At 56.0% G+C, this 16,823-nt stretch carries 19 protein-coding genes, 1 tRNA gene and 2 pseudogenes; 16 read left to right on the top strand and 6 right to left on the bottom strand.

Features of this window, described 5'->3' with window-relative positions:
* From EE949_RS12255 to EE949_RS12240, 4 genes are read left to right on the top strand one after another with little or no spacing between them, the layout of a single operon-like run.
* On the top strand, positions 1–1,014 hold the full coding sequence (locus EE949_RS12255) for a LacI family DNA-binding transcriptional regulator (RefSeq protein ID WP_122664536.1): 1,014 nt from the start codon (positions 1–3) through the stop codon (positions 1,012–1,014).
* Positions 1,015–1,039: 25 nt separating this feature from the next.
* Positions 1,040–1,987, top strand: coding sequence for a ribokinase (rbsK, locus tag EE949_RS12250; protein ID WP_122664535.1), 948 nt, complete (start codon positions 1,040–1,042; stop codon positions 1,985–1,987).
* Complete coding sequence (gene rbsD, locus EE949_RS12245) at positions 1,984–2,388, top strand: D-ribose pyranase (protein WP_122664534.1); 405 nt, start codon at positions 1,984–1,986, stop codon at positions 2,386–2,388. Before rbsK ends, rbsD begins: the two co-directional genes overlap by 4 nt.
* Before the next feature lie 39 nt (positions 2,389–2,427).
* Complete coding sequence (locus tag EE949_RS12240; protein WP_122664533.1) at positions 2,428–3,468, top strand: nucleoside hydrolase; 1,041 nt, start codon at positions 2,428–2,430, stop codon at positions 3,466–3,468.
* A gap of 20 nt (positions 3,469–3,488) precedes the next feature.
* On the opposite strand, the gene EE949_RS12235 is transcribed toward EE949_RS12240, so the two are convergent.
* Positions 3,489–3,695, bottom strand: a complete 207-nt coding sequence (locus tag EE949_RS12235) for a hypothetical protein (RefSeq protein ID WP_122664532.1) — start codon at positions 3,693–3,695, stop codon at positions 3,489–3,491.
* A 307-nt stretch (positions 3,696–4,002) separates the two neighbouring features.
* On the opposite strand from EE949_RS12235, the gene EE949_RS12230 reads away from it, so the two are divergent.
* Positions 4,003–4,317 (top strand): I78 family peptidase inhibitor, encoded by a 315-nt coding sequence (locus tag EE949_RS12230; protein WP_122664531.1) that lies wholly within the window; start codon positions 4,003–4,005, stop codon positions 4,315–4,317.
* 67 nt (positions 4,318–4,384) lie between these two features.
* Here the strand turns inward: EE949_RS12230 and EE949_RS12225 are convergent, their stop codons facing one another.
* Together EE949_RS12225 and EE949_RS12220 are read right to left on the bottom strand one after the other, a co-directional pair.
* Entirely contained in the window at positions 4,385–4,597 is a 213-nt protein-coding gene (locus tag EE949_RS12225) for a cold-shock protein (protein WP_003179963.1), read from the bottom strand.
* Positions 4,598–4,891: 294 nt separating this feature from the next.
* Entirely contained in the window at positions 4,892–5,194 is a 303-nt protein-coding gene (locus tag EE949_RS12220) for a hypothetical protein (RefSeq protein WP_122664530.1), read from the bottom strand.
* 369 nt (positions 5,195–5,563) lie between these two features.
* On the opposite strand from EE949_RS12220, the gene thrS reads away from it, so the two are divergent.
* The 9 genes from thrS to EE949_RS12170 all read left to right on the top strand — a co-directional run bounded on the left by thrS (position 5,564) and on the right by EE949_RS12170 (position 13,063).
* Positions 5,564–7,486, top strand: coding sequence for a threonine--tRNA ligase (thrS, locus tag EE949_RS12210; RefSeq protein WP_122664528.1), 1,923 nt, complete (start codon positions 5,564–5,566; stop codon positions 7,484–7,486).
* Positions 7,486–8,037, top strand: a complete 552-nt coding sequence (gene infC / locus EE949_RS12205) for a translation initiation factor IF-3 (RefSeq protein ID WP_169851780.1) — start codon at positions 7,486–7,488, stop codon at positions 8,035–8,037. Before thrS ends, infC begins: the two co-directional genes overlap by 1 nt.
* Positions 8,038–8,097: 60 nt before the next feature.
* Positions 8,098–8,292 carry a 50S ribosomal protein L35 gene (gene rpmI, locus EE949_RS12200; protein ID WP_002553160.1) on the top strand — a complete coding sequence of 65 codons (195 nt, stop codon included), beginning with the start codon at positions 8,098–8,100 and terminating at the stop codon, positions 8,290–8,292.
* A 28-nt stretch (positions 8,293–8,320) separates the two neighbouring features.
* Positions 8,321–8,677 (top strand): 50S ribosomal protein L20, encoded by a 357-nt coding sequence (gene rplT, locus EE949_RS12195; protein ID WP_007905879.1) that lies wholly within the window; start codon positions 8,321–8,323, stop codon positions 8,675–8,677.
* 106 nt (positions 8,678–8,783) lie between these two features.
* Complete coding sequence (gene pheS, locus EE949_RS12190) at positions 8,784–9,800, top strand: phenylalanine--tRNA ligase subunit alpha (protein WP_122664527.1); 1,017 nt, start codon at positions 8,784–8,786, stop codon at positions 9,798–9,800.
* A 79-nt stretch (positions 9,801–9,879) separates the two neighbouring features.
* Positions 9,880–12,258 (top strand): phenylalanine--tRNA ligase subunit beta, encoded by a 2,379-nt coding sequence (pheT, locus tag EE949_RS12185; RefSeq protein ID WP_122664526.1) that lies wholly within the window; start codon positions 9,880–9,882, stop codon positions 12,256–12,258.
* A 3-nt stretch (positions 12,259–12,261) separates the two neighbouring features.
* A complete protein-coding gene (gene ihfA / locus EE949_RS12180) occupies positions 12,262–12,564 on the top strand; it encodes an integration host factor subunit alpha (protein WP_002553164.1) in 303 nt (100 codons plus the stop codon).
* Positions 12,545–12,901 (top strand): MerR family transcriptional regulator, encoded by a 357-nt coding sequence (locus EE949_RS12175; RefSeq protein ID WP_122664525.1) that lies wholly within the window; start codon positions 12,545–12,547, stop codon positions 12,899–12,901. The genes ihfA and EE949_RS12175 overlap by 20 nt, the downstream gene beginning before the upstream one ends.
* An 85-nt stretch (positions 12,902–12,986) precedes the next feature.
* Positions 12,987–13,063: transfer RNA gene (locus tag EE949_RS12170), tRNA-Pro, on the top strand.
* A 78-nt stretch (positions 13,064–13,141) separates the two neighbouring features.
* Here the strand turns inward: EE949_RS12170 and EE949_RS29810 are convergent.
* Positions 13,142–13,303, bottom strand: a pseudogene (locus EE949_RS29810) (integrase); the annotation flags it as partial.
* 385 nt (positions 13,304–13,688) lie between these two features.
* Here EE949_RS29810 and EE949_RS12160 point away from each other — a divergent pair.
* Entirely contained in the window at positions 13,689–13,946 is a 258-nt protein-coding gene (locus EE949_RS12160) for a DUF1652 domain-containing protein (RefSeq protein WP_122664524.1), read from the top strand.
* 313 nt (positions 13,947–14,259) lie between these two features.
* Here the strand turns inward: EE949_RS12160 and EE949_RS30255 are convergent.
* Positions 14,260–14,700, bottom strand: a pseudogene (locus tag EE949_RS30255) (S24 family peptidase); the annotation flags it as partial.
* A 197-nt stretch (positions 14,701–14,897) separates the two neighbouring features.
* On the opposite strand from EE949_RS30255, the gene EE949_RS12145 reads away from it, so the two are divergent.
* Positions 14,898–15,905 carry an NAD(P)-dependent oxidoreductase gene (locus EE949_RS12145; protein WP_122664522.1) on the top strand — a complete coding sequence of 336 codons (1,008 nt, stop codon included), beginning with the start codon at positions 14,898–14,900 and terminating at the stop codon, positions 15,903–15,905.
* A gap of 29 nt (positions 15,906–15,934) precedes the next feature.
* Here EE949_RS12145 and EE949_RS12140 read toward each other — a convergent pair whose 3' ends face one another.
* The gene (locus EE949_RS12140; RefSeq protein ID WP_122664521.1) at positions 15,935–16,822 is read right to left on the bottom strand and encodes a DMT family transporter; all 888 of its coding nucleotides are present in this window, start codon (positions 16,820–16,822) and stop codon (positions 15,935–15,937) included.
* Between the last annotated feature and the right edge of the window lies 1 nt (position 16,823).

Genomic DNA, 16,823 nt, shown 5'->3' with positions numbered 1-16,823 from the left:
ATGGCAACAATCAAGGATGTAGCGGCACTGGCCGGTATTTCGTACACGACGGTATCTCACGTCTTGAATAATTCCCGGCCTGTCAGCGATCAAGTCAGGGTCAAGGTCGAGGCGGCCATTCGGCAGCTGGATTATGTGCCCAGTGCTGTTGCGCGCTCCCTCAAGGCCAAATCCACCTCGACCATCGGCTTGCTGATACCCAATGGGGTCAACCCGTATTTCGCCGAGCTGGCCCGCGGCATTGAGGATTACTGCGAGCGCAACGGCTTCTGCGTGATCCTGTGCAACTGCGATGACAATGCAGATAAACAGCGTGGTTATTTGCGGGTATTGCTGGAGAAGCGCGTCGACGGGCTGATCGTGTCATCGGTGGGAGGGGATCCCGGGCTGGACGGTGGTCTCGCAGGTGTGCGTACGCCCATGGTGGTAGTTGACCGCGAACTTGAGGGTATCGACGCTGATCTCGTGCGTATTGATCACGAACTGGGCGGTTATCTGGCCACCCGGCATCTCCTTGATTTGGGGCATCGCCATATCGCCTGTATTCATGGTCCCGCGCAAACCAGCGTGGCACGGTTGAGGCTGCAAGGTTACGAGCGAGCGATGGCTGAGGCGGGCATTCACGTCGATCCTCATTGGGTCATCGAAAGTGACTACACCAGCCCGGGCGGTTATCAGGCGGCTGTCAGCCTGTTGGCAGGTGAGCCACCGACGGCTATTTTTGCCGGAAATGACATGATCGGGATCGGCGTATTGCGCGCCGCTGCCGAGCGCAATGTCCGCGTGCCAAGGGATCTCTCCGTGGTGGGGTTCGACGACATAGAAATGAGCCGCTATGTATACCCAGCCTTGACGACGGTCGGGCAGTCGATTGTCTCGCTGGGCGAGAGTGCCGCGCAGATGCTTTTAAGGCGCATCACTGGCGTGTTCGAGGATGCAACCGAGCAGCGTGTCGTTGCGCCAAGCATTGTGCTGCGTGAGTCCACGGCACCGCCGCTCCATGAATCACGCTGAGTCATAACTACGTTGAGTCATAACGATGAATGCGAAAAAGAATACTGACGTGCCGCACGCCCAGGTGGTGGTGATTGGCAGTTTGAATATGGATCTGGTCACGCGTGCGCAACGTTTGCCGGGGCCAGGGGAAACCCTGAGCGGCGATTCATTCGCCACCGTATCGGGCGGCAAGGGCGCTAATCAGGCCGTTGCGGCGGCTCGGTTGGGCGCGCGTGTGGCAATGATTGGCTGCGTCGGTGATGACGCCTATGGCGAGCAACTGCGTAATGCTCTGCTGGCTGAGCAGATTGACTGCCAAGGATTGACCATTGTCGCTGATGTTTCTACTGGGATTGCTTCAATCGTGGTGGATGCCGATGGCCAGAACGCGATCATTATTGTCGCCGGGGGTAATGGTCGCCTCACGCCGGAGGTCATTGACCGCTTCGATGCTCTGCTGGGTGCTGCGCAGGTCGTTATTTGTCAGCTGGAAGTGCCTTTGCCCGCTGTTGCGCATGCATTGCGTCGCGCACGGGAATTGGGCAAGACGGTGATCCTCAATCCCGCTCCGGCGGTCGCTGCATTGCCTGATCAGTGGTATTCGCTGATCGATTATCTGATTCCCAACGAAAGCGAAGCGGCGATTCTGAGCGGTATCGCAGTGGACTCGCTGGTGTCGGCTGAACGCGCGACGCAGTCTCTGCTGGCTTCAGGTGCAAGCAAGGTCATCATCACGCTGGGGGAGCAGGGGGCATTGCTGGCTTCAGGGCAGGGGAGCGAGCATTTTCCTGCACCGCGTGTGACCGCGGTCGACAGCACGGCTGCCGGTGATACATTTGTTGGCGGTTTTGCTGCGGCGCTCGCGCAAGGTCACACTGAAGCTGACGCGATTCGTTTCGCGCAGAAGGCTGCGGCAATATCTGTAACCCGTGCTGGCGCGCAGCCCTCCATTCCCGATAGCGCTGAAGTCCAAAGGTTTGCTTTTACATGAAAAAAACACCGCTGCTTAACATCGCACTGTCCCGAGTCATCGCTTCCCTGGGGCACGGCGATATCCTGATGATTGTCGACGCAGGCATGCCAATCCCGGCGGGTGTGGAAGTGATTGATCTGGCGCTCACCCGCGGCGTAGCCGATTTCGCCAGCGTGCTGGATACCGTCCTGAGTGAAATGCAGGTCGAAAGCCATGTGCTGGCTGAGGAAATCATGTTCAAGAAGCCGCCAGCCCTGAGTGTTATCGAAGGCTTGAATCTGGACGGTGATCTGGGTGAGCAGCGTCTGCTCAGTCATGAGGCGCTCAAGGCCTTGAGTAAAAGCGCCAGAGCGATTGTGCGCACTGGCGAATGTGAGCCATACAGCAACATTGCATTGGTTGCCGGTGTGGTTTTCTGACTGTCCGCAAGGACGCTTATCTGGAACAGGGAGTTCTTTATGCACCTTTTGTATCTCGTCAAACAGTTACCTCTCACACAGTTGCTTCGGAGCCTGCTGCTTTTGTCCATTCTCAGCGCGAGCGTTACCCAGGCCGCGGAAAAGCGCGATTTGATCATCGATACTGACCCAGGGGCTGATGACGTGGTGGCGTTGCTGCTTGCCCTGGCGTCACCCGAGGAGTTGAACGTCCTGGCGATTACGACTGTGGCGGGCAATGTGCGGCTGGATAAAACGTCGCGCAATGCCCGGCTGGCACGGGAATGGGCTGGGCGCGAGGACGTGCCGGTGTATGCCGGGGCGTCGAAGCCTTTGGTGCGTAAACCGATTTACGCGGAGAATGTTCACGGTCAGGAAGGACTGCCCGGCGTCCCTGTCCATGAGCCAACGCAAGGGCTGGCGCAGGGTAACGCGGTGCAGTATCTGATTGATACGTTGCGCAAGGCCAGGCCGCATAGCATCACTATTGCCATGCTCGGGCCGCAAACCAATCTGGCGTTGGCGCTGGTGCAGGATCCGGAAATCACCCAAGGCATCAAGGAAGTCGTGGTGATGGGCGGCGCGCACTTCAATGGCGGGAACATCACACCGGTTGCCGAATTCAATCTGTTCGCCGATCCCCATGCGGCTCAGGTTGTCCTGGCCAGCGGTGTCAAACTGACCTATCTGCCGCTGGATGTCACCCATAAAATCCTCACCAGCGAACAGCGTCTGGCGCAGATTGCTGCGCTGGATAATCAGGCCGGTAAACTGGTCGGCAGTATTCTCAACGAATACGTGAAACTGGATATGGCTCACTACGGTTTGCCAGGCGGACCGGTTCATGACGCGAGTGTCATTGCCTGGCTGCTTAAGCCTGAGCTGTTCAGCGGCAGGCAGGTCAACGTGGCAATCGACAGCCGCGAAGGTGTCGGTTTTGGTCAGACCGTTGCTGACTGGTATGACACGCTGGGCCTGGAAAAAAATGTGTTCTGGGTCGAAAACGGCGATGCGCAGGGCTTTTTCGACCTGCTGACCAGTCGGTTGTCACGCCTCAAATAACGGCCATTTGGCGGGCCGGTTCAGGACACTGCTTGTGCTTTACCGGTTTCGCTGGGGTATCGGGCGAGCACTTGTGTGATGAATGCAAGTGCACCCTCAGTTCCCAGTTCCTTCACCAGCAAGTCCACCGCAATAATCGCCAGCTCTTCCGGGTTTCCCGGGCTGTGTGATGAATGCCCCTGCGGCCATTTGGCCTTGATGTCTGCATCGATAGATACGACTGCCATTACTGCCTCTTCTCGTCGTCTGTAAGGGGTTCATAACCAGCGTCACCTGAGTGGTCGAACGCTGAACGCAGTAAAGCACTTCAGGGTCTTTTTGGCACTGCTACCTAAGGAGTCTGGCGGATAGCCGTAGATACCTCCGGCCTGCTTACTCATGTTTTGTGACGATTTGCTTTCGCGGGCATGGAGCGGGTCGGGCAGACTCCTCAGCTGTCTGAGCTGATGGCATTGAACTGGCCATGTGTTGCAACGAATGGGTTGGGGTGCTGTCGCAAGGGTTCAGCTTTTGTTTATCGGTCAAGGAGTCTGTATGCCGTGGAAAATATCTTCAGTCGGGTTGCTCGTCGCGTTGTCGTTACTGGCAGGGTGCAGCAGCACGCCTGAGCCAGCAGCTCAAGAGCCGAATGCCCCCGTCGCCGGTGGTCGTTGTGATGCCGCGGGCGCTCAGTTCGCTGTAGGTCAGCAAGCTTCAGCAGCATTGCTGGCTCAGGCTCGTGCCAAGGCCGGGGCGCAGGATGCACGATTCATCGGTGCCAATGACATGGTCACGCTGGAATATCGCTCTAATCGCGTCAATCTCAATACCGACGCCAATGGCAAGGTAGTGCGGGTCAACTGCGGTTGAGTCGAGTGGTTTTGCTACAGGCATAAAAAAACCCCGTCAGTGACGGGGTTTTTTTAGATCGCTCGGATTACTCCGGACGAACCTGAGCAGCTTGCATGCCCTTTTGGCCTTTCTCAGCCACGAAGGAAACGGTCTGGCCTTCTTTCAGGCTTTTGAAACCGTCGCTTTCGATAGCTTTGAAGTGTACGAACAGGTCGTCACCGCCACCCTGTGGGGTGATAAAGCCGAAGCCTTTTTCATCGTTGAACCATTTTACGGTGCCGGTTTGGCGATTAGACATGGTGAATCTCCAAGAACATAATTTTTCAGTGTACGTGTTGCTCAGGCCAACTGGGCACACCGGCCTATCATAGTCGAAATGCGGGAATGTAGAACTTTTTCAGTAAGAACTTTGAGTCAGTGTCGTAAGAAGGAACCGCATAACGCCCCTCGAACTTACCTTTTCAAATACATTGGTCATAGGTTCAAGCTCCGACAGCGGGGCTACAAGGCGCGTATTACGTGGGTCTCAGAAAAACCCTGCTAACTTGCGGACAGTGCGCCCCGCGTTACAGTCTCGATTCATCTATATCAATTATTTTTTTGGTCCGGCACAGTTTTTAGCCACTAAGTCCCGCATTTTTGCAGTTTGCTCAGGGGTTGGTGGCGGATTGGCATTGCTCATTTTTTCAATTTCAGCGCTGCTGAAATTTTTGCTGACTTGTTCGGCGCCGCATTCGCAATGGGCCTTTGCGGATTTCTCATCCAGCGTCTGGCCCGCAGTAGCGACGCAGTCGTTGATAAATTTTGCTTTGGTTGGCGCGCTCATGGCTGCCTGGGCGCTGAGTGGCACTGCCAGTGCGATAGGGGCGAGCAGGGCTAAAAGACTTAACTTCATGGCGTTCTCCTTATAGGGCACAGCGGGATTGCTATGAGTTGCACATCCATCTGACGGCCTTGAGGCGCTCCAGTTCAGTGCGCGTTTTATTGGGATGGGAGGGCAGGGTGGTGATTAAGTGATACTGCGTGCATGTGCTTGGGCTGAGCTGTGATAGGATGCGCGTCCTTTATATCTGTTCGCTGCTGGTCTAGAGCTTGTCTAGCCTCGTCGTTCAGCTTTTTATTGTTCAATCCAGTCATCTGGTTCGGTTCAAGGTTGGCCGCAAGGCTCCTGCCACTGTGAGGCAGGCATACCACCGGATCACGTACTGGCTCATCCCAACCCACGTGACCTTTGGTAGGGGTCACCACTAGGAGAGGAGGCGCCATGCCCACCATTACTCTTCCCGACGGTAGTCAACGTTCATTCGATCATCCGGTTTCCGTAGCCGAGGTCGCGCTTTCCATTGGTGCCGGTCTGGCGAAGGCCACCGTCGCCGGTAAAGTCGACGGTCAACTGGTCGATGCCAGCGATCTGATCGAAAAAGATGCCAGCCTGCAAATCATTACCCCCAAGGACCAGGAAGGGCTGGAGATCATCCGCCACTCGTGCGCCCACCTTGTAGGTCATGCGGTCAAGCAGCTGTACCCGACTGCCAAAATGGTTATCGGGCCAGTCATTGATGACGGTTTTTATTACGATATCGCTTACGAGCGCCCGTTCACGCCTGAAGACATGGCGGCGATCGAGCAGCGCATGCAGCAGTTGATCGAAAAAGATTACGACGTCATCAAGAAGGTTACTCCACGTGCCGAAGTGATCGACGTGTTCACTGCGCGTCACGAAGATTACAAACTGCGTCTGGTTGAAGACATGCCGGAGCAGCAGACCATGGGTCTGTATTATCACGAAGAATACGTCGACATGTGCCGCGGTCCGCACGTACCGAATACTCGTTTCCTCAAGTCGTTCAAGCTGACCAAGTTGTCGGGCGCCTACTGGCGTGGTGATGCCAAAAACGAGCAGTTGCAGCGTGTCTACGGCACGGCCTGGGCTGACAAGAAGCAGCTGGCTGCTTACATCCAGCGGATCGAAGAAGCTGAAAAGCGCGATCACCGCAAGATCGGCAAGCGCCTTGGTCTGTTTCATACCCAGGAAGAAGCGCCAGGCATGGTGTTCTGGCATCCGCAGGGCTGGACCTTGTATCAGGTGCTTGAGCAGTACATGCGCAAGGTGCAGCGCGAGAACGGTTATCTGGAGATCAAAACTCCGCAGGTCGTCGATCGCTCCCTGTGGGAGAAGTCGGGTCACTGGGCGAACTACGCCGACAACATGTTCACCACCGAGTCCGAGAGCCGCGACTACGCAATCAAGCCGATGAACTGCCCTTGCCACGTGCAGGTGTTCAATCAAGGCCTGAAAAGCTACCGCGAGCTGCCGATGCGTCTGGCCGAGTTCGGTGCCTGCCATCGCAACGAGCCGTCCGGTGCGCTGCACGGGATCATGCGTGTTCGCGGCTTCACTCAAGATGATGCACACATCTTTTGCACTGAAGACCAGATGCAGGCCGAGTCCGCGGCGTTCATCAAACTGACGCTGGATGTGTACGCGGATTTTGGCTTCAAGGACATTGAGCTGAAGCTTTCGACTCGTCCAGAGAAGCGTGTAGGTTCCGACGAGCTGTGGGATCGCGCTGAAAGCGCGTTGGCGTCGGCTCTGGACAGTGCCGGTCTGCCGTACGACCTGCAACCGGGCGAGGGCGCATTTTACGGTCCCAAGATCGAGTTCTCGTTGAAGGACTGTCTGGGTCGTGTCTGGCAGTGTGGTACCCTGCAGCTCGATTTCAACTTGCCGATCCGTTTGAGCGCGGAATACGTGTCCGAAGACAACAGCCGTAAGCATCCGGTCATGTTGCACCGGGCGATTCTCGGTTCCTTCGAGCGTTTCATCGGAATTTTGATCGAGCACTACGAAGGTGCGTTCCCGGCCTGGCTGGCGCCCACTCAGGCAGTGATTATGAATATCACTGATAAACAGGCAGATTTTGCCCTTGAAGTGGAAAAAATTCTCTCGGAAAGCGGGTTTCGTGCCAAGTCCGACTTGAGAAATGAAAAGATCGGCTTTAAAATCCGTGAGCATACTTTGCTCAAGGTTCCTTATCTCCTCGTGATTGGAGATCGGGAAGTTGAAATGCAAACTGTCGCTGTGCGGACACGCGAAGGTGCAGACCTCGGCTCGATGCCGGTCGCCCAATTCGCTGAATTCCTCGCACAAGCGGTTTCCCGGCGTGGTCGCCAAGATTCGGAGTAATTATTATTAAGCGTGAAATGAGACAAGATAAACGAGCTGCACCGAAAGCCCCGATCAACGAGAATATCTCGGCACGCGAGGTTCGGTTAATTGGAGCTGAAGGCGAGCAGCTTGGGATTGTGTCAATTGAAGACGCGCTTCTTAAGGCTGAAGAGGCCAAACTGGATTTGGTGGAAATTTCCGCCGATGCAGTACCCCCTGTTTGCAAGCTGATGGACTACGGCAAATCGATCTTCGAGAAGAAGAAGCAGATTGCTGCCGCGAAGAAAAACCAGAAGCAGATTCAGGTTAAAGAAATCAAGTTTCGTCCAGGGACGGAGGAAGGGGATTACCAGGTAAAACTACGCAACCTGGTACGTTTCCTGAGTGACGGGGACAGGGCCAAGGTATCGTTGAGATTCCGCGGTCGTGAGATGGCCCACCAGGAGCTGGGCATGGAACTGTTGAAGCGGGTTGAAGCTGACCTGCTCGAATACGGTTCCGTTGAGCAGCATCCTAAGATGGAAGGACGCCAGCTGATTATGGTCATCGCCCCGAAAAAGAAGAAATAACCACCAGGGCACGGCAGGCCTTGCGGTTATGTTTATCAACTGAATGCGGAGTATCCGAACATGCCAAAGATGAAGACTAAAAGTGGTGCAGCTAAGCGGTTTTTGAAAACTGCTAACGGCATCAAGCACAAACACGCTTTCAAGAGCCACATCCTGACCAAAATGTCGACCAAGCGTAAGCGTCAACTGCGCGGTAGCAGCTTGCTGCATCCGTCTGACGTGGCAAAAGTCGAGCGCATGCTGCGCCTTCGTTAATTTTGATCAAGAATAGAGGAAGTAACTCATGGCTCGTGTAAAGCGTGGCGTCATTGCCCGTAAGCGTCACAAAAAAATTCTGAAACTTGCTAAAGGCTACTACGGCGCGCGTTCACGCGTATTCCGTGTTGCCAAGCAAGCGGTAATCAAGGCAGGCCAGTACGCCTACCGCGACCGTCGTCAGAAAAAACGTCAGTTCCGCGCTCTGTGGATCGCTCGTATCAACGCTGGTGCTCGTATCAACGGTCTGTCCTACAGCCGTTTCATCGCCGGCCTGAAAAAAGCGTCCATCGAGATCGACCGTAAGGTTCTGGCTGATCTGGCAGTGAACGAAAAAGCGGCGTTTGCTGCGATTGTCGAGAAAGCTAAAGCCACTTTGGCCTAAGTCCCCGACAATCACCGGGCCTCAGTTTCTGAGGCTCGGTGTTAAACGTCATAAATAGGGGAAGAGCCTTAAAGCTCTTCCCCTATTTCGTATCTGGAGTCTGTACATGGAAAACCTGGACGCGCTGGTCTCGCAAGCTCTTGAGGCTGTGCAGAGCGCTGAAGATATCAATGCCCTGGAGCAAATCCGGGTTCAATACCTTGGCAAGAAGGGCGAGTTGACTCAGGTGATGAAGACCCTGGGGAATTTGCCTGCAGAAGAGCGTCCGCAAGTCGGCGCCCTGATCAACGTCGCCAAGGAGCGTGTCACAGAGGTTCTCAATGCCCGCAAGGCGTCGTTCGAGGAAGCGGATCTCGCCGCCAAACTCGCCGCCGAGTCCATTGACGTGACCCTGCCTGGCCGTGGCCAGACCTCGGGCGGTCTGCATCCTGTTACCCGTACTCTGGAACGCATCGAACAATTCTTCACCCACATTGGCTACGGCATCGCCGAAGGCCCTGAGGTGGAAGACGATTACCACAACTTTGAAGCGCTCAACATCCCAGGCCATCACCCGGCCCGCTCGATGCATGACACCTTCTATTTCAACGCGAACATGCTGTTGCGGACCCATACCTCACCGGTACAGGTCCGCACCATGGAATCGCAGCGTCCGCCGATCCGCATTGTCTGCCCGGGCCGTGTGTACCGCAGCGACTCCGATATCACTCACTCGCCGATGTTCCACCAGGTCGAAGGCCTGCTGGTCGATCGCGACATCAACTTCGCTGACCTGAAAGGGACTATCGAAGAGTTCCTGCGGGTGTTCTTCGAAAAAGAACTGGCCGTACGTTTCCGCCCGTCTTACTTCCCGTTCACCGAGCCTTCTGCTGAAGTCGACATGGAATGTGTGATGTGCAGCGGTAAAGGTTGCCGAGTCTGCAAACAGACTGGCTGGCTGGAAGTCATGGGGTGCGGCATGGTTCACCCGAACGTGCTGCGCATGTCCGGCATCGACCCTGAAGAGTTCTCGGGCTTTGCTTTCGGCATGGGCGTGGAGCGTCTGGCCATGCTGCGTTACGGCGTCAACGACTTGCGTCTGTTCTTCGATAACGACTTGCGGTTCCTCGCGCAATTTCGCTGAGGCGCTTCGCGGCAGCCCGCCAATGGCCGCTGTCGCAGAGCACCGGAGTCGCCCGTAACGCATTTTTTTGGAGAGCAGGATGAAATTCAGTGAACAATGGTTGCGCGGCTGGGTAAGCCCGCAAGTATCCCGCGACGAGCTGGTTGCTCGTTTGTCGATGGCTGGCCTTGAAGTCGATAGCGTCACCCCGGCTGCGGGTGTATTCAGCGGTGTGGTCGTGGGCGAAGTGCTGAGCACCGAGCAACACCCCGATGCTGACAAACTGCGTGTATGCCAGGTCAGCAACGGTTCGGAAACCTTTCAGGTTGTCTGCGGCGCGCCAAACGTGCGTCCCGGTCTGAAGATTCCATTCGCCATGATCGGTGCCGAGCTGCCGGGCGATTTCAAGATCAAGAAAGCCAAGCTGCGTGGCGTTGAGTCCAACGGCATGCTGTGCTCCCAATCCGAGCTGCAAGTAGGCGAGGGCAACGACGGCCTGATGGAACTGCCAGCCGATGCGCCGGTGGGTGAAGACTTCCGTGTGTACCTTGAGCTGGATGACGCCAGCATCGAAGTTGACCTGACCCCCAACCGTGGCGATTGCCTGTCGCTGGCGGGGCTGGCTCGCGAAGTAGGCGCGCTCTACGCGGCCCCGGTGGCTGTTCCGGCTGTTGCTGCTGTTGCGGTAACCCACGATGAAGTACGTCCGGTTGACGTGCTGGCGACCAACGCCTGCCCACGCTACCTCGGGCGCGTGATTCGCAATGTTGATCTGTCTCGTCCAACGCCTTTGTGGATGGTTGAGCGTCTGCGTCGTTCCGATATTCGCAGCATCGACGCCGTGGTCGACATCACCAACTACGTGATGGTTGAGCTGGGCCAGCCATTGCATGCGTTTGATCTGGCTGAAATCAACGGCGGCATCCGTGTGCGTATGGCAGAAGAGGGCGAGAAGCTTGTTCTGCTGGACGGTCAGGAAGTCAGCCTGCGTTCCGACACTCTGGTGATTGCTGACCATCAACGCGCCTTGGCAATCGCCGGTGTGATGGGCGGGGAGCACAGCGGTGTTTCCAGCACCACTCGTGATGTATTCCTCGAAAGCGCGTTCTTTGACCAGATCGCCGTTGCGGGTAAAGCCCGTTCCTACGGCCTGCACACCGACGCCTCGCATCGCTACGAGCGTGGCGTTGACTGGCAGCTGGCTCGCAAGGCGATGGAGCGAGCCACTGGCCTGCTGCTGGAAATTACCGGTGGCGAAGCCGGTCCGGTAATTGAAGCTGTCAGCGAAAAAGATCTGCCGTCGATCGCACCGGTTACTTTGCGTGCCGAGCGTATCGAGCAGATGCTGGGTCTGAAAATGGACTCCGCCGAAGTCGAAGGTTTCTTGAATGGGCTGGGCCTCACTGTTTCGTCCGAAGCAGCAGGGCAGTGGCGCGTTGAAGTGCCTAGTCATCGTTTCGATATCAGCCTGGAAGTGGACCTGATCGAAGAGCTGGCTCGCCTATACGGCTACAACCGTCTGCCGGTTCGTTATCCACAGGCGCGTCTGGCGCCGCAAGCCAAGGCCGAAGCCCGCAGTGATCTGCCTGAGCTGCGTCGTCTATTGGTCGCTCGTGGTTATCAGGAAGCAATCACCTACAGCTTCATTGATCCTAAGCAGTTCGAACTGTTCAGCCCAGGGGCCGAGCCGTTGCTGTTGGCGAACCCTATCTCCAACGACATGGCCGCTATGCGTGCGTCGTTGTGGCCGGGCTTGGTCAAGTCTCTGCAGCACAACCTCAACCGTCAGCAGGACCGTGTGCGCCTTTTCGAAAGCGGCTTGCGCTTTGTTGGTCAACTGGACGGCCTGAAGCAAGAGCCGATGTTGGCAGGTGTGGTTTGCGGCAGCCGCTTGCCTGAGGGCTGGGCGCAAGGTCGTGAAGTAGTTGACTTCTTCGACGTCAAAGCAGACGTAGAAGCAGTATTGGGTTTCGCGGGCGCATTGGGCTCTTTCACTTTTGTGCCGGGCAAGCATCCAGCGTTGCACCCTGGTCAGACGGCGCGCATCGAGCGCGACGGTCGTGAAGTGGGCTATGTCGGTGCGATTCACCCTGAATTGTCGAAAACCCTGGGGCTGGATCGTCCAGTCTTTGTTTTCGAGCTGGTTCTGGCAGAAGTTGCACTGGGTAAGATGCCTAAATTCCAGGAGTTGTCGCGCTTTCCTGAGGTACGACGTGACCTGGCGCTGCTGGCTGATGAAGGTGTTCCAGCGACTGCAGTTCTTGACGTTATTCGAGAAAATGCAGGCGAATGGCTCACAGACCTCAGGCTATTTGACGTTTATCAGGGTAAAGGCATTGATCCGCATAGAAAAAGCCTTGCAGTTGGCTTGACCTGGCAGCATCCATCGCGCACTCTTAACGACGATGAGGTCAATGCGGCGACGCATAAAATCCTCACCTCACTCGAGGAAAGGTTAAACGCCACGTTAAGGAAGTAGCGTATGGGGGCTCTGACGAAAGCTGAGATGGCCGAACGTCTGTACGAAGAGCTGGGCCTGAATAAACGAGAAGCCAAGGAATTGGTGGAGCTGTTCTTCGAGGAAATCAGGCACGCTCTGGAAGATAACGAGCAGGTCAAATTGTCCGGATTCGGCAATTTTGACCTGCGAGATAAACGCCAGCGGCCAGGTAGAAATCCGAAGACAGGGGAAGAAATTCCTATCACGGCTCGCCGTGTTGTCACGTTCCGTCCAGGGCAGAAGTTGAAGGCCCGAGTTGAGGCTTATGCTGGAACCAAGTCATAACGACGAGTTACCGCCGATCCCAGGCAAACGCTACTTCACCATTGGTGAGGTCAGTGAACTCTGCGCGGTAAAACCGCACGTTTTGCGCTATTGGGAGCAGGAGTTTCCTCAGCTCAACCCCGTTAAACGACGTGGTAATCGCCGGTATTATCAGCGCGAAGACGTGCTGATGATCCGGCAGATCCGCGGCTTGCTCTACGAGCAAGGTTTCACCATCGGCGGTGCGCGCTTGCGCATGACCGCTGGCGAACCCAAGGATGAAACTCAGGATTACAAACAACTGCTCCGGCAGATGATCGTCGAGCTGGAAGACGTTCTGGTGGTATTGGGCAAGTAGAAATCGCCCGGATACTTCCATAATTCAAACGCTTAGGTTATATTCCTCGAAGTTTCCGCAGCATTGAAACTGATACACGCCTAGTCGGGGCGTAGCGCAGCCCGGTAGCGCACTTGCATGGGGTGCAAGGGGTCGAGTGTTCGAATCACTCCGTCCCGACCATATTCTCTGAGTAAAATCAGACACTTAAGCCGGTTATCTCAACCGGCTTTTTTGTGCCTGCGGAATAGATGCGCAAAACTATTCGATGAACTCGCTGATATTCAGGTCCGGAATTGCTTCAGACCAGACGATTTCCGAGTGGTCGCGCTGGTAGTTTTTCGTCATTTCCTCCGTCGCGTGCCCCGCGATCTTCTGACCATTCTTCCCGTACTGTTTGTACAGATGCAGCGATGGGGGTCTATGCGCTACGGACTGACCTCAGATTGAGTCTCGTAGCGAGTCCAGCCAAACATGCCAATCCCCAGAACAAGCGCGGCAGCTAAAAATCCCTGAATTACGTTCTTCATATCCCCTCCATAGGTGAAAGGTGATTCTACCTTGCCACCGCTGGCGAGCACATTGCGCTTGCCTCAGAGCCAAATCTCAGACATGAAAAAGCCCGCGATGGGAGAGCGGGCTAAGGCCTGATAGTGCCTGCATTCAAATTACGAGGCCGCTTGTGAAAAAAGCGTGAAGGTCAGGCTGAAAATGTTCGGCGCTAGACTTGGCCACACCAAAATCTGCAACAAATCCGCCCCAGCTTGTCTACTCTTCATGAAACTATCGGGTCAGCAGAGGACGCACGATGTATTCAAAACCAGATATCCAGCGAATTCTTGAAACAGCGTTTTTGCCCTCGAAGTGCGAATGCGTTGTCAGTGGAAACGACAGCTTCTCGGTGAAGCTCATCAATCCCGCATCAGGCGATATCGAGCTGTATGTAGCAGCGATCTCCTGGTCTGAGCTTTCCACCAGCAGATCCATCGCCAAGCTGGTGCTCTCGCTGAAAGAACAGAGGGACCTTATGGGTAAGATGGAGTTGTCTATGAAACGACTGGGGTAGGGCGAATACGAAAAGCCCGGCGAACTGGCTCCTACAAGTTCCTATCCTCAGATAACCCAAACTCATGGCTTCAAAAACAGAAACATTACCCACAATGGGAGGGCGAGGACCAAAGGCACCCCGACGAGCAGGACCAAACCCTGAACAAGGTATCTCCAGCGATAGAGGCGGGTCCCTTCAGGTGCGTTCCTGGCATCCTTCCACCAATCCCAAAGGTCCAGAATCCTTAGCAGCTCAAAAACATCTCCGATGTCTGCACGCAATGCCAATTTCTCCCTTTTGCTACGACTCGATATCCGCGCGTAGCGCTAGTTCACACCGACTGGCCATTCCACACATACAGCACCCGACCCAAGATGTGGGTATCGTCGACGCGGATGTCCTCCGGGTCAAGCGATCCTTGCCTTTCTTCTGCAGGCGCTTCTCGTACAGCATTTCGTCGTGGGAGAAGAGGTAGATACCGTTGCCCGTGAACTCCCTGATCGTAGCGTCAACCAGCAGGGGGGGGCGCGGTCCTTAGTCGTCGGAGCCATCGACTGACCCCAGGCGATAATCATCTTGAGATGGAGATGGTCGGTCAGAGGCTATGCAACTGGGTGGTCAAGTCGTAGGTATTTCCCCAGACGGTAATGACGTTCGAGCCGTTGGTGCTGGAAGCCACTTCCTCGGCTGCGTCAGCGATCTTTTGCCAAGCGTCGTCTGACAGGTTCTTCCCGTGCTTTGCCAGCATCTGCTGAACGATGTCCGCGGATGACTGGTGCGCAATCCAAAAAGCCCTATCCTCGAAACGGGACATCCCTGTGCTTGAGCTGCCCGATACCGCTCTTATATTTGGCTGCTCGACATGGAAATGTTCAAAACCACAAAACCTACCAATGGTAGGTTACGACGAATAAGGTTCTTGCTAGGCTATCTACGAATGGTAGGTAAACCCCTAAAGGAGAACCGACAATGTCACTCAATCCTATTTTGTTCATGGGCGGCTCGGGCGCCATTGGCCATCGCACTGCGCGGGCATTACGCGCTGCCCATCCCGATATCCCGTTGCTGATCGGCGGCCGAGATCTTCGCAAAGCTCAGCAAGCAGCGGAGCAGATCGGTGGCGCGCAGGGCGTGCAGATTGATTCCGGTGCAGAAGACCTAGGGCTCGGCGACCGTCAGGTCAGCGCCGTGGTGGTGTTTTACATGGATCACTCGCTTGCCGGGCTGCGTTATGCGCAGAAGCGTGGCGTGCCGCACCTCAGTATCTCTTCAGGCATCTTCGAGATTGCACCGGAAATAGCCGCCTACATGCACACGCCTGATGCTGCGCCTATCGTTCTCGGTTACGAATGGCTGGTAGGCGCCACGACCGTGCCTACGCTCGAAGTCGCCCGGTCGTTTGGCCGGGTGGACGAGATATGCATCAACGCACTGGTCGATGAACAGGACGGCGGAGGGCCAACCGTTGCCACCGATTTTGAACACTTGAACAGAATGTTGCCCGCTGCGATGACTCGCCGAAAAGGTGTGTATGTCTGGCGCGAAGGAGAGGATGCAAAGGCCAGCTTCCACGCTGTGGATGGTACGGCCATCGAATCCACTGGGTTCTCTTCAATCGACGTCGTGGGCCTAGCGACTGCAACAGGTTCGCCCAACGTCCAGTTCAACCTGGCGACAGGCGTGAGCTCGACCCGTCGCCAGGGTGGGGCGATGTCGACGGAGATCATCATTGAACTCGCTGGGGAGGACCTGAAGGGCGAGCCGCTACGCACTCGTCATGCCGTTGTGCATCCGGAGGGCGCTGCCGCCCTGACGGGGCTCAGCGTGGCAATGATTCTTGAGCGGCTATTGGGGCTGGATGGTAAAACACCGACGCAACCCGGCCTGTACTTCCCTTACCAGATTCTCGACGCACAAACGTATCTGCAACGGCTGCAGCAAGAGGGCGGTGAGTTGCGTGAGCTGCAATCGCAATGAGTCAGCGCGCTGCTCACGTCGCTGCGCATTCAGGATTTCGCCTTGATCGCGTATAACCCGCCCGCAATCACCAGTAAACCTCCTGCGATCGTCCACGCATCCGGCACCTCGCTAAACACGAACACACCGATGAGGGTGGCGAATACCAGCAGGGTGTAGTTGAACGGTTGCAGGCTACCCGCCGTGGCCAGTTTGAGTGATTGAATGAGCAGTAACTGGGCGACGATGCCGGTCGTTGAGAGCACGCCAATCAACAGCCATTGGTCAAAAGTGGGATCTACCCAGCCGGGTAATCCGATAAAGGTAATGGCAATCGCGCCGACGACGGCCATGTAGAGCATGTTCGTGGCGAAGGAGTCATGCTGGCTGATACGCCGCGTAAGGATGTTGAACAATGCAAAGCCCAGTGCCGAGAGCAGAGGTATCAGCGCCACCAGTTCGAAAACACCGGCGCCGGGGCGCAGGATAATCAGCGTTCCAGTGAAGCCTATGGCTGCGGCGAGCCAGCGGCGCAGGCCGATGAACTCGCCGAGCATGATCCCGGCCAGCGCCAGCGTCATCAATGGGAAGACCGCATACAGTGCATGCATTTCTGCCAGGCCCAGAAAACGTAACCCAAAGGCAAAAAGCGCTACGTCGATAACGCCAAGCAGTGCTCTGAGTATCTGCAGCCGCGGTTGCTTGCTGCGTATTGCGGTTCTTACACCGCCCCGGTAGGCGGCATAAACGGCGGCAAAAATAACGAATGCCCAATAACGCACCATCACCATCTGTGCCACGGGGAGGTCTTTGACCAGTACCTTGGTGATCCCGTCCTGAGTTGCAAATATCAGCATCGACAGCAGACACAGGACGATCCCAAGCTGTGGGCGTGAGGCCCCAACAGGACGCTCGATACTGGCCAGCGGTTCACTCACT

Source organism: Pseudomonas viridiflava, from assembly GCF_900602065.1.
GTDB lineage: Bacteria > Pseudomonadota > Gammaproteobacteria > Pseudomonadales > Pseudomonadaceae > Aquipseudomonas.
The sequence above is the reverse complement of the archived record's forward strand: the minus strand, read 5'-3'. Positions and strand labels throughout refer to the sequence as shown.

Coding starts and splice junctions, on each gene's coding strand:
- EE949_RS12255 (WP_122664536.1), top strand. CDS start 1: ATGGCAACAATCAAGGATGTAGCGGCACTGGCCGGTATTTCGTACACG.
- rbsK (WP_122664535.1), top strand. CDS start 1,040: ATGAATGCGAAAAAGAATACTGACGTGCCGCACGCCCAGGTGGTGGTG.
- rbsD (WP_122664534.1), top strand. CDS start 1,984: ATGAAAAAAACACCGCTGCTTAACATCGCACTGTCCCGAGTCATCGCT.
- EE949_RS12240 (WP_122664533.1), top strand. CDS start 2,428: ATGCACCTTTTGTATCTCGTCAAACAGTTACCTCTCACACAGTTGCTT.
- EE949_RS12235 (WP_122664532.1), bottom strand. CDS start 3,695: ATGGCAGTCGTATCTATCGATGCAGACATCAAGGCCAAATGGCCGCAG.
- EE949_RS12230 (WP_122664531.1), top strand. CDS start 4,003: ATGCCGTGGAAAATATCTTCAGTCGGGTTGCTCGTCGCGTTGTCGTTA.
- EE949_RS12225 (WP_003179963.1), bottom strand. CDS start 4,597: ATGTCTAATCGCCAAACCGGCACCGTAAAATGGTTCAACGATGAAAAA.
- EE949_RS12220 (WP_122664530.1), bottom strand. CDS start 5,194: ATGAAGTTAAGTCTTTTAGCCCTGCTCGCCCCTATCGCACTGGCAGTG.
- thrS (WP_122664528.1), top strand. CDS start 5,564: ATGCCCACCATTACTCTTCCCGACGGTAGTCAACGTTCATTCGATCAT.
- rpmI (WP_002553160.1), top strand. CDS start 8,098: ATGCCAAAGATGAAGACTAAAAGTGGTGCAGCTAAGCGGTTTTTGAAA.
- rplT (WP_007905879.1), top strand. CDS start 8,321: ATGGCTCGTGTAAAGCGTGGCGTCATTGCCCGTAAGCGTCACAAAAAA.
- pheS (WP_122664527.1), top strand. CDS start 8,784: ATGGAAAACCTGGACGCGCTGGTCTCGCAAGCTCTTGAGGCTGTGCAG.
- pheT (WP_122664526.1), top strand. CDS start 9,880: ATGAAATTCAGTGAACAATGGTTGCGCGGCTGGGTAAGCCCGCAAGTA.
- ihfA (WP_002553164.1), top strand. CDS start 12,262: ATGGGGGCTCTGACGAAAGCTGAGATGGCCGAACGTCTGTACGAAGAG.
- EE949_RS12175 (WP_122664525.1), top strand. CDS start 12,545: ATGCTGGAACCAAGTCATAACGACGAGTTACCGCCGATCCCAGGCAAA.
- EE949_RS12160 (WP_122664524.1), top strand. CDS start 13,689: ATGTATTCAAAACCAGATATCCAGCGAATTCTTGAAACAGCGTTTTTG.
- EE949_RS12145 (WP_122664522.1), top strand. CDS start 14,898: ATGTCACTCAATCCTATTTTGTTCATGGGCGGCTCGGGCGCCATTGGC.